Annotated in this window: 11 protein-coding genes; 7 read left to right on the top strand and 4 right to left on the bottom strand. The window is 70.5% G+C overall.

Annotated features, from left to right (window positions below; translation table 11 throughout):
• Nucleotides 1–25 precede the first annotated feature (25 nt).
• From CQ047_RS16920 to CQ047_RS16905, 4 genes are read left to right on the top strand one after another with little or no spacing between them, the layout of a single operon-like run.
• Complete coding sequence (locus CQ047_RS16920; RefSeq protein ID WP_105677074.1) at nucleotides 26–1,450, top strand: FAD-dependent oxidoreductase; 1,425 nt, start codon at nucleotides 26–28, stop codon at nucleotides 1,448–1,450.
• The gene (fdxA, locus tag CQ047_RS16915; protein ID WP_105677072.1) at nucleotides 1,447–1,776 is read left to right on the top strand and encodes a ferredoxin; all 330 of its coding nucleotides are present in this window, start codon (nucleotides 1,447–1,449) and stop codon (nucleotides 1,774–1,776) included. The genes CQ047_RS16920 and fdxA overlap by 4 nt, the downstream gene beginning before the upstream one ends.
• Complete coding sequence (locus CQ047_RS16910) at nucleotides 1,769–2,698, top strand: NAD(P)/FAD-dependent oxidoreductase (RefSeq protein ID WP_105677071.1); 930 nt, start codon at nucleotides 1,769–1,771, stop codon at nucleotides 2,696–2,698. Before fdxA ends, CQ047_RS16910 begins: the two co-directional genes overlap by 8 nt.
• 38 nt (nucleotides 2,699–2,736) lie before the next feature.
• On the top strand, nucleotides 2,737–3,399 hold the full coding sequence (locus CQ047_RS16905; protein WP_105677070.1) for a hypothetical protein: 663 nt from the start codon (nucleotides 2,737–2,739) through the stop codon (nucleotides 3,397–3,399).
• Between the two features lie 9 nt (nucleotides 3,400–3,408).
• Here the strand turns inward: CQ047_RS16905 and CQ047_RS16900 are convergent, their stop codons facing one another.
• From CQ047_RS16900 to CQ047_RS16890, 3 genes are all read right to left on the bottom strand, one after another.
• Nucleotides 3,409–3,870 (bottom strand): DUF3817 domain-containing protein, encoded by a 462-nt coding sequence (locus CQ047_RS16900; protein ID WP_105677068.1) that lies wholly within the window; start codon nucleotides 3,868–3,870, stop codon nucleotides 3,409–3,411.
• Nucleotides 3,871–3,948: 78 nt separating this feature from the next.
• A complete protein-coding gene (locus CQ047_RS16895) occupies nucleotides 3,949–4,332 on the bottom strand; it encodes a hypothetical protein (protein ID WP_105677067.1) in 384 nt (127 codons plus the stop codon).
• A 7-nt stretch (nucleotides 4,333–4,339) separates the two neighbouring features.
• On the bottom strand, nucleotides 4,340–4,957 hold the full coding sequence (locus CQ047_RS16890; protein WP_105677066.1) for a nucleotidyltransferase domain-containing protein: 618 nt from the start codon (nucleotides 4,955–4,957) through the stop codon (nucleotides 4,340–4,342).
• A 170-nt stretch (nucleotides 4,958–5,127) separates the two neighbouring features.
• Here CQ047_RS16890 and CQ047_RS16885 point away from each other — a divergent pair, with 170 nt between their 5' ends.
• A complete protein-coding gene (locus CQ047_RS16885; protein ID WP_105677065.1) occupies nucleotides 5,128–6,045 on the top strand; it encodes a helix-turn-helix domain-containing protein in 918 nt (305 codons plus the stop codon).
• Nucleotides 6,046–6,200: 155 nt separating this feature from the next.
• Here CQ047_RS16885 and CQ047_RS16880 read toward each other — a convergent pair whose 3' ends face one another.
• Complete coding sequence (locus CQ047_RS16880; RefSeq protein ID WP_105677063.1) at nucleotides 6,201–7,409, bottom strand: MFS transporter; 1,209 nt, start codon at nucleotides 7,407–7,409, stop codon at nucleotides 6,201–6,203.
• Between the two features lie 129 nt (nucleotides 7,410–7,538).
• Between CQ047_RS16880 and CQ047_RS16875 the strand changes: the two genes are divergently transcribed.
• Entirely contained in the window at nucleotides 7,539–8,579 is a 1,041-nt protein-coding gene (locus tag CQ047_RS16875) for a hypothetical protein (RefSeq protein ID WP_146114381.1), read from the top strand.
• A gap of 167 nt (nucleotides 8,580–8,746) precedes the next feature.
• Nucleotides 8,747–9,592, top strand: a complete 846-nt coding sequence (locus CQ047_RS16870) for a serine protein kinase RIO (protein ID WP_105677061.1) — start codon at nucleotides 8,747–8,749, stop codon at nucleotides 9,590–9,592.
• The last annotated feature ends 16 nt before the right edge of the window (nucleotides 9,593–9,608 follow it).

Raw genomic sequence — 9,608 nt, 5'->3', positions numbered from 1 at the left:
CCGCACCCGCACCGAAAGATCCGCCATGTCAACGACCCCCGTCTCCTCGTCTTCGCCGCGCCCGCTGGCCCTGCGCGTCGCGATCGTCGGCGCCGGCCCCGCGGGCATCTACGCGGGCAACCTCCTCGCGAACGCCGTCGCCGAGCGCTCCGGCCGCGTGGAGATCGACCTGTTCGAATCGCTCCCCGCGCCCTACGGCCTCATCCGCTACGGCGTCGCCCCCGACCACCCGCGCATCAAGGGCATCGTCAGCTCGCTGCACGAGATGCTCGACGCATTCCCCGTCGTCGACGACGGGGACCCCGCGCCCACCCGGCGCACGATCCGCTTCATCGGCAACGTGGAGGTCGGCCGCGACGTCTCCCTCGACGACCTCCGCGAGCGCTACCACGCGGTGATCCTCGCGACCGGGGCGATCCGCGATGCGGCCCTCGACATCCCCGGCGTCGAGCTCCCCGGCTCCTACGGCGCCGCCGACTTCGTGGCGTGGTTCGACGGTCACCCCGATGTCGCGCGCACCTGGCCTCTCGACGCGTCGTCTGTGGCGGTGATCGGCAACGGCAACGTCGCACTCGACGTCGCCCGGGTTCTCGCGAAGCACGCCGTGGACCTCCGCACGACCGAGGTGCCCGACAACGTCCTGGCGGGTCTGGAGTCCTCCGCGGTCACCGACGTGCACGTGTTCGGGCGCCGCGGCCCCGCCGACATCAAGTTCACGCCCATCGAACTGCGGGAGCTCGGCGAGGTGCGCGACGTCGACATCGTGCTGCACGACGAGGACTTCGACGGCGTCGATCCGGCAGCCGCGACGAACAACCAGCTCAAGGTCATGCTGCGCACGCTGAACGGCTGGCGCGACCGCCCGGCGGGCACGGCATCCCGCCGACTGCACCTGCACTTCTGGCACGCCCCCGTCGCGATCGAGGGCGACGGGCGGGTCGAGAGCATCCGCTTCGAGCGGACCCGCGCGGATGCCGATGGCGCCCTCGTGCGCACCGGCGAGTTCCGCGACTACGCCGTGCAGGCCGTATACCGCGCGGTCGGGTACTACGGCACCCGTGTGGTCGATGCGCCGTTCGACGAGGCGCGCGGCGTGGTGCCGAACGACGGCGGCCGTGTGGCCGACGAGCCCGGCCTGTACGCGACCGGCTGGATCAAGCGCGGGCCCGTCGGCCTCATCGGGCACACGAAGTCCGACGCGCTGGAGACCATCACGCACCTCGTGGCGGACGCGGAGGCCGGGCTGCTCGCAGACCCCGCCTCCGACGAGGACGTGCTCGACGTGCTCGACGCGGACGGCGCCGAATACACGACCTGGGACGGCTGGCTGGCCCTCGACGCCCACGAGCGTCGCCTCGGCGAGACGCATCGGCACTCCCGCGAGCGCGTGAAGGTCGTGCCCCGCGACGAGCAGGTCGCGGTGTCGCGCGACGGCGCTCTCGTCCGATGACCTACGTCATCGCGCTGCCCTGCGTCGATGTGAAGGATCGCGCCTGCATCGACGAGTGCCCCGTCGACTGCATCTACGAGGGAGAGCGCTCCCTCTACATCCACCCCGACGAGTGCGTCGACTGCGGCGCCTGCGAGCCGGTGTGCCCCGTGGAGGCGATCTACTACGAGGACGACCTGCCCGAGGAGTGGCAGGATTACTACAAGGCGAATGTGGAGTTCTTCGATGAGCTCGGCTCGCCCGGCGGCGCCGCCAAGGTCGGCGTCTCCGCGTTCGACCACCCGGTGGTCGCCGCCCTTCCCCCACAGGAGGGTGCGCATGGCTGAGACGGCTCCGTACGACGTGCTGATCATCGGCGGGGGCCCTGCGGGCCTCTCCGCCGCCCTCAACCTGGGCCGGTCCCTGGTGCGGGTGCTCGTCGTGGATGCCGATCGCCCACGGAACGCGGCGACGTTGAACTCGCACGGTTTCCTGACCCGCGACGGCGTGCCCCCGCACGAGCTGCGCAAGCTCGCCCGGGCGGAGCTCGCCGCCTACCCGAACGTCGAGATCCGCTCCCGCGTGCGCGTCGCCTCGCTGACGCAGACGGACGACGGGTTCGCCGCGGGGATCGGCCGCACGGAGGCCACGGAGACGGTCCGCACCCGCGCCGTGCTGCTCGCCACCGGCCTGCGCGAGACGCTGCCTGAGGTGCCGAACCTGCGGGGCTTCTACGGCATGAGCCTGTTCAGCTGCGCGGCCTGCGACGCATGGGAGCTGCGCGGTCGACGCCTCGCGCTCATCGGGGAGTCCGCCGACCTCGCCGATCGCGCACGGCTGATCGCCCGCTGGACCGAGAGCCTCACGGTCTTCACGAACGGCTCCGACGCCGTCACGACGACGGAGGAGGCCGAGCTCGCCGCCGCGGGGATCGCCGTGCTGCGGCAACCGATCACCGAGCTCGTGGGCGAACGGGGCAGGCTCGAGGCGATCCGTCTCGACGGCGGTCAGGTGATCAGGGTCGGCGGCGGGTTCGTGCGGCCGGCGTGGGAGACCGACCTCTCGTTCCTCGACGGCTTCACCGCGGCGGTCGACGGGCACGGGCACCTCGTCACCGACCGCTCAGGGCGCACCGACGTGCCCGGCCTCTACGCCGCGGGGGATGCCGCCGCCCCCGGACCCCAGCAGCTCATCGTCGCGGCCGGCGCCGGAGCCCGCGTCGCGGCCGTGATCGTGCACGACGCCGTCGGCGTCGCCACTGCGCACTGACTCCCCGCGCCCGTGGCCCCGGGGCTAGGCTGACCGGCATGACGCGTACATCGGGGGGCCGTCTCGCCGCGGCGATCATCGTCGGAGTCGTCGCGCTGCCGCTGAGCGGCTGCCTCTACGCGCAGATCCCCGCGGATCCGCCGGCGGTCGACGGGCCGACGAGCACCCCGGTTCCCTCCGACGAGCCCGCAGAAGACGGCATCCCCGCGACGATGTCGTTCGCCGACGGCGCCGATCTGCCGTCGACCGCGTACATCCAGTGGGGCGACGGCCTCCTGTTCGACGACGGCTGGAAGTCGGTCGCCCCCGACGACGGCAACGGCGGATGGACGGACGGCACGATCGACGACACCTGCACGGCGCGGTTCTGGCAGGGGCTCGCATCCGACGTGGACATGACGCCGGGCGACGACGAGGTCAGTTCGGACGCGGTGCTCGCGCAGGTCGTCGGCGGCACGACCTCGGCCTCCGTGACGCTGCTCGCGACGACCGTGCAGCTCGGGTACCAGACCGGCGGAACGCCGCTGGTCGATGCGCGTCAGCTGACCGGGACGCGCGACGGGCACGACTGGTCGATCACGGCTCGCGCGTTCACGGCGACGGGGGCCGGCGTCTTCGTGATCGTCGACTGCGTGGGCGGCGACGTGGATGCGGTCTTCGACGAGATCGTCGAGAAGAACGCCATCATCATCACCCCGTGACGGGCGAGGTCACTTGCCTCCGGGCGGACCGACGAGCAGCAGGATGACGTAGAGCGCCACGACCGCGATCGCGATCAGCCCGCCCAGCACCCACGGACGCCGCAGGAACCAGCGCATCAGCCGGTCGATCCAGCGCCGGTCGCGCGGGTCTTCGCCCTCTTCCAGCCGCCAGGCGCCGGCGAGGCGCCCCGTGCGGTGCAGCCAGATCTCCATCGGGATCGTCGCGTAGGGCACGATCGCGCTGGCGACGGCGAGCACGGCGACGCCCGCATGCCAGCGGTTGTTCAATGCCACGAGGATCGCGGTCGCCCCGTAGGCGAGGAACACGAACCCGTGGATGCCGCCGCCGATCGTGACGACGATCCCCGGAGCGCCGGCCGCCCGCGCGATGAGGGCCGAGATGAGGAGCGTCCAGGTGATCGCCTCGGCGATGGCCAGGACGCGGTACAGGCGGGAGGGCTCGGTGAACACAGTGCTCCTAGGAATCGGGTACTCCCCACGCTAGGCGGCTCCGCGGCATCCGTGATCCATCGAATGGTTGAGTCGTGCTCAGGAGGCCCGCATCTTCGTCACCAGGGACTCCATCGCTCTCATGGCCCGCGTCAGATCGGACCGACTCACGGAGTCGAACCCATACCCCGCCTTGGTCTTCATACTCAGAAGCGTGGCAAGCGCTGATGAGGCACCGTCGTCCGCCTTCTTCAAGTGCGACACCGCTTCCGCGTGATTCTCTCCCTTGACGTGGGTGCCGAGCCGCTTCAGGCAGATGACATCAGACGACGCGATCCCGGAATGCACGCACAGTGTCACGATGACGTCGACGAGCTCGTCATCGTCTTCGAGTTCCTCGACCATGCGTGCAGCGGCAGCGAACTGCTCCGCCTTCCGACGACGACCGCGTTCGATGGCCGGTGTCCGCTCGATGAGACGCATCTGTTCCTCACGATGTCGCAGCGCGACGGAACCACCCCAGATCACCGGTGAGTACGACGCCGTCGCGCAGAATCTCGGCGAACACCGGATGTCGCGCAGCACCCTGCGCGACCTCTTCCTCACCATAGACGAGGGTTCTGACGTCGTTCCCCGTGAGATGGGTCGCACGTTGCGCGAGCACCTCCGCTTCCGCGGCGAAGGCATCTTCATCGACCTCGGCTGGGCGCACGAGGAAGAGATCGATGTCGCTCTCGGGCGTCATCTCATCACGCGCTGCCGAGCCGAAGAGTGCGGAGAATCGCGGGTCAATCGAGAAGAGTTCACCGATCGCCGTCGTCAACTCCACGAGAAGGCGGGACTTGGAGTCCACGATCTCGACGATCGCCGAAGCGAGGAGGTGCTCGGCGTTGAACGCGAACACACTGCGGCTGCCGATCTGGGTCGCCGTGACGGTGCCGTGCTGCACCAGACGGCGCAGGGCATAGCGGATGCCGGTGTAGGACTTGCCTGAGATGCGCGCGAGCATCGCGGCATCCATGACCATCCCGTTCGCGCGCACGAGCGCGGTGAGAATATCGGCCTCCACGCCGCCCACGAAGGCCGCGAGTGGCGAATGCAACTGCATACGAGTCCTCCTGATTCATCGGCACCTAGCCTGAGAGTACATCACTAATTTCATGAACAGAATGCTATTTTTCTACATCTTCTAGTGAACTTAGTCTCGCAAGAGGAGTGCTGCCCGTCACATTCGCGTCTCCGCGGAATACCCGGGCGCTCCCCGACGTTGCCGAAGGCATGGTGACCGTCGACTCCGAAGCCCTCTCGCAGGTTCTCGGCGCCGTCGACCTCCGCGTCGGCGTCGGTCGACGCCGGATCCTGGATGCCGGTGCGCTGCTTCCGCTCGCGCCGGGTGCGGCGACGCTCGTCTACATCGCCCACGGCGCCGTGCACGGCATCCCTCCGCTGGACTCCGGGTGCCGACTGGACGTCGACCGCTCCTCGCACCTCATCGCCGTCGACATCCCCGGCCCGCGCGCCGCGCTGACGGCCGGCGACGCCTTCCTCACGGTGGGGCGCACCGCGCTCGCCCTCGAGGCTGACGCCGAGACCACGCTGGTGGTCGTCGATCTGGAATGGGCCGACTCGGCGTCGACGCTCGACGCCGTGCTGCCCGACTACATCACCGTCACCGGATTCGATGTGCTCGAACCTGCGGCTGCGGCGCTGGCCGCCAGCATGGGCCCGACCGACCCGGCCGCCTGCGCAGTGCGCCAGGGTGATCCGCTGATCTGCCGCATGATGGCGACGACGGTGCTGCTGTCGGTCATCCGCGCCTGGGCGGCGAACGGCTGCGCCCCCGAGGGGTGGCCGTCGGTCTCGAAGGATCCGTTCCTCGACCGCGTCGTCGAGGCGATCCACGAGGAGCCCGGTCGCGAGTGGACCGTCGAACGCCTCGCCGGCGTCGGCGCCATGTCGCGCTCTGCGTTCGCAGAGCGGTTCCGCAGCGCGATCGGCCGCTCCCCCGCCGACTACGTCACCGAGGTGCGCGTCGACGCGGCGAAGCGGATGCTGGAGGCGGGTCGTTCCGTCTCGGAGACCTCCCGCGAGCTGGGCTACGCCTCCGATGAGGGGTTCAGCCGCGCCTTCCGCCGCCGCACCGGCCTGACCCCGAGCGCCTGGCGCGCGGCATCCCACCTCCCCGTCTCGGCCTAGCCCCGCCTCGCCTCGTTCGTCGGAAGACGGAGACGAAGTGCACCGTGCATGGCGTGTCTCTGGTCGACACCCCGCACGCGAACACTCTCGTCTCCGTTTCCCCAGGCATCAGCCTCGGACGGGCTCGGGTCGGGCACCTGCAAGCGCGGGCGCTGCTACGCGACGGCGATACGAGGAGCCCGCGCCCGGTTCGATGCGCCGAAGAGCACCGCACCGAGCAGCAGCGACACCGCGCCGACCACGTAGACGAGCTCGATGCTCAGCGTGTCGACGAGGAGTCCGCCCACACCGGCCGCGATCGTGATCGCCGCCTGGAACCCTACGACGACGAGGCTGCCGCCGGCTTCGAGGCGATCCGGCATACGATGCCCCACCCACGTGTTCGCGACGATCAGCCAGGACGAGAAGAAGAAGCCCCACACGAGCACGACGACCGCGACGCCGACGATCGACCCCGAGAAGACGATCATCGAGATCACGGCGACCGCGATCACCACGGGCGCGAAGACCGCGAAGAACGCGAACGTGCGATCGATCACGAGTCCGATGGCGATGTTGCCCGCCAGGCCGCCGAGGCCGAACAGCGCGAGGAGCACGACGATCGTGGAGGCGTCGACCTCGGGGATGCGCTCGAGAGCGAGCCGCACGTACGTGTAGGCGAGGAAGTGCCCGAGCACGACGAAGATGTGACCGGCCATGCCGAGGCCGATGCCGGGGCGACGCAGCGTGTCGACGAGGAGGCGGATGCTGGAGGCCTGCGCCGCAGGCACCGAGGGGAGCGTGAACCGCAGCGCGACCGCGAGCACCACCATCAGCGCGCTGGCGATGCCGAACACCATGCGCCAATCGACGAGCTCGGAGAGCATGACGCCGAGCGGAACCCCGGCGACCGTGGCGAGCGAGACGCCGGCCGACGTGAACATGACCCCGCGTCCGAGCCGGTCGGGACCGGCGAGGGTCGCGGCGACCGTGATCGACATCGACCAGAACGCGCTGATGGCGGCGCCCAGCAGGAACCGCGCCGCCAGCACGATGATGAGGTTCGGCGCGAACGCCACGATGAGGTTCGACACGGCCGCGGCGAGCGCCATCCACACGAGCAGCGATCGTCGGTCGAGACGAGGGAAGATGAGGCCGATGGTCGGCGCCACCACGAGACCGACGAGCGCGGTCACCGTCACGGTCTGCCCGGCCTGCCCCGGGGTGACCCCCAGGGCGTCCGCCATCTCGGTGAGGACGCCGTTGGGCAGGAACTCCGCCGTCACCAGCAGGAACCCCATCAGCATCAGCACGATGAGCCCGCCGTAGCGCATGCGCTCGACGGGGGCGGAGCCGATGGTGGGAACGGGGGCGGTCGTCGTCATGGTTCCACCCTCGCAGGCTCCGGATGCCGTCGCCCGACGTCGCGTCCACGGCATCCGACCATTCGTCCGGGGCAGTCCGTGGTCGGTCGGGATCGGGAGCCTCCCAGGTCGGCCCTGCAGGGTGGTCGCATGCACAGGAGACGGCGGAACGGCGGATGGATGCTGACGGGAGCCGCGGTGGCCGCCGTGCTGGCGACGGCGCTGACGGGGTGCGCGCCGCAGCCGGGGCCCTCCGACTGGACGCTCGCGCCGGTCCCTTTCGGCGCCGAGCGCGCCGACATCGCCTACGGCATGTCCCATCTGACGCCCGACGGCGACGGCGGCTTCTGGGCCGTGTCCTCCGGGTCCTGGCTGCACGTCGACGCCGAGGAGGAGACGGTCGCGAGGTTCAACGCTCCGCTCGACTCCCCCCTCTCGCGGGTCACCGCGATGGCGACGCTCTCCCCGACCGAGCTCGTCGTGGTGCGCGACGAGGGCGCCCCCGTGCTCGCGGTTCTCGACACCTCGACCCTGAGCATGCGCGATCTGCCCGGCGAGGCGCCGAGCGGATCCGGCGGACCCACGGACTTCGGCGACTTCGAGTTCGGCGACGTCGCCGTCCAGTCCGGTGCGGCGATCGTCATCCGCTACCGGGTGGGCGACGACGGCGCACTCGGCTACGAGGTGCTGCGGGTCTCGCTCGACGACGGCGCACGGACCCTGCTGCATTCCGAGCCGCTGGACTGGAGCGATGCGCCCGGATCATCGCCCGACCTTCCCCCCGTCGACGTCGACGTCGACGCGACGGGCGCCATCCACCTCGCCACCCGCACCGCCAGGGTCGTCCTCGAACCCGACGGCGCCGAGAGATCCCGGGCTGCGCAGAACGCGGAGCGCCCTCACGTCGCTGTCGCCGCCGACGGGACGGCCCTCTGGTGGGGCGGAGGCGCCCGCGACTCCGCCGAGCAGGGTGTGGTCGTCGGCGGCTCATCCGAGGCCCGCGCGAGCATCGAGGCGCGCTCGGGGTGCGCGGATGCACTGCTCCTGACCGACGCCGGCGGCGACGAGCATCCGCTGCCGTTCCTGTGCGGGGCGAACGCCGCCGCGCGGGTCGGTGATTCCTGGGTCGTCGCGATCGGGGGCGAAGGCGACGGGGTGCTGGTCCGTCTCGTTCCGCCATCCCGGTCGTGACAACCGCCGCCGCCGAGGGTAGGCTCGACGGCGCACCGGGAAGAGCCCGGGAAGAACGAGCGAGAGGAGCCGAGAAGATGACGAACGTCTTTGTCGCGCCCCTCGCCGACATCCTTCCCTGAGGTCGCCGCCTGTGTGGCCTCCTGGCCATCACGGAGCAATCAAAAGTGACCGATCCCCTCGCGTCCTTCGACGCACTCGAACTCTCCCTCACCTTCGCCGACGTCGAGCCCGGCGACGGGCAGCGCTGGACCACCTGGCCGACCACCATCCCCACGCAGCGCGGACCGCTGCCGTGGCCCTCCTGGATCGTGACGGATGCCGGCGCGCTCGACACCGAGCTCGGCATCCTCAAGACCGGCAAGGAGGCCGACGTGTTCCTGCTGGAGCGCGCCGTGCCCGACGACCCCGATCAGCGCACGCTGCTCGCGGCGAAGCGGTACCGCGGCGAGGAGACCCGCAGCTTCCACCGCTCGGCGATGTACACGGAGGGTCGCGGCGTGCAGAACACGCGCGACGCCCGCGCGCTCGCCAAGAAGTCCTCCCACGGCCGTGAGGTCGCGGCATCCGCCTGGTCGATCGCCGAGTTCGACGCCCTGTGCCGGATGCACGAGCTCGGGGCGCCGGTGCCGTACCCGGTGCAGGTGAACGGCACCGAGATCCTGATGGAGTTCATCGGCGACGAGTCGGGCACGGCCGCGCCGCGGCTGGCGCAGGTGCGCTCCTCACGCGAGGAGCTCGCCGGCTTCTACACGCAGATCGTGGAGATCATGCGGGTGTTCGCCGTGGCCGGCTTCGCGCACGGCGACCTGTCGGCGTACAACCTCCTCGTGCACGAGGGGCGTGTGCGGGTGATCGATCTGCCGCAGATCGTCGACATCATCGCCAATCCGCAGGGCCTCGACCTGCTGCACCGCGACTGCGTCAACATCTGCGACTGGTTCGCCCGGCGCCGCGTGGACTGCGACGCCGAGGAGCTCTTCGCCGAGCTGCTCGCGGCATCCTTCGTGTGAGGACACGGCCGGCGCC

It is taken from the genome of Microbacterium sp. MYb72 (assembly GCF_002979415.1).
Lineage (GTDB): Bacteria > Actinomycetota > Actinomycetes > Actinomycetales > Microbacteriaceae > Microbacterium > Microbacterium natoriense.
The sequence above is the reverse complement of the archived record's forward strand: the minus strand, read 5'-3'. Positions and strand labels throughout refer to the sequence as shown.

What these genes read in the sequence shown, in the direction of transcription:
- CQ047_RS16875 (WP_146114381.1), top strand. Translation starts at nt 7,539, where the DNA reads ATGCACAGGAGACGGCGGAACGGCGGATGGATGCTGACGGGAGCCGCG.
- CQ047_RS16905 (WP_105677070.1), top strand. Translation starts at nt 2,737, where the DNA reads ATGACGCGTACATCGGGGGGCCGTCTCGCCGCGGCGATCATCGTCGGA.
- CQ047_RS16920 (WP_105677074.1), top strand. Translation starts at nt 26, where the DNA reads ATGTCAACGACCCCCGTCTCCTCGTCTTCGCCGCGCCCGCTGGCCCTG.
- CQ047_RS16885 (WP_105677065.1), top strand. Translation starts at nt 5,128, where the DNA reads ATGGTGACCGTCGACTCCGAAGCCCTCTCGCAGGTTCTCGGCGCCGTC.
- CQ047_RS16895 (WP_105677067.1), bottom strand. Translation starts at nt 4,332, where the DNA reads ATGCGTCTCATCGAGCGGACACCGGCCATCGAACGCGGTCGTCGTCGG.
- CQ047_RS16880 (WP_105677063.1), bottom strand. Translation starts at nt 7,409, where the DNA reads ATGACGACGACCGCCCCCGTTCCCACCATCGGCTCCGCCCCCGTCGAG.
- CQ047_RS16890 (WP_105677066.1), bottom strand. Translation starts at nt 4,957, where the DNA reads ATGCAGTTGCATTCGCCACTCGCGGCCTTCGTGGGCGGCGTGGAGGCC.
- CQ047_RS16910 (WP_105677071.1), top strand. Translation starts at nt 1,769, where the DNA reads ATGGCTGAGACGGCTCCGTACGACGTGCTGATCATCGGCGGGGGCCCT.
- fdxA (WP_105677072.1), top strand. Translation starts at nt 1,447, where the DNA reads ATGACCTACGTCATCGCGCTGCCCTGCGTCGATGTGAAGGATCGCGCC.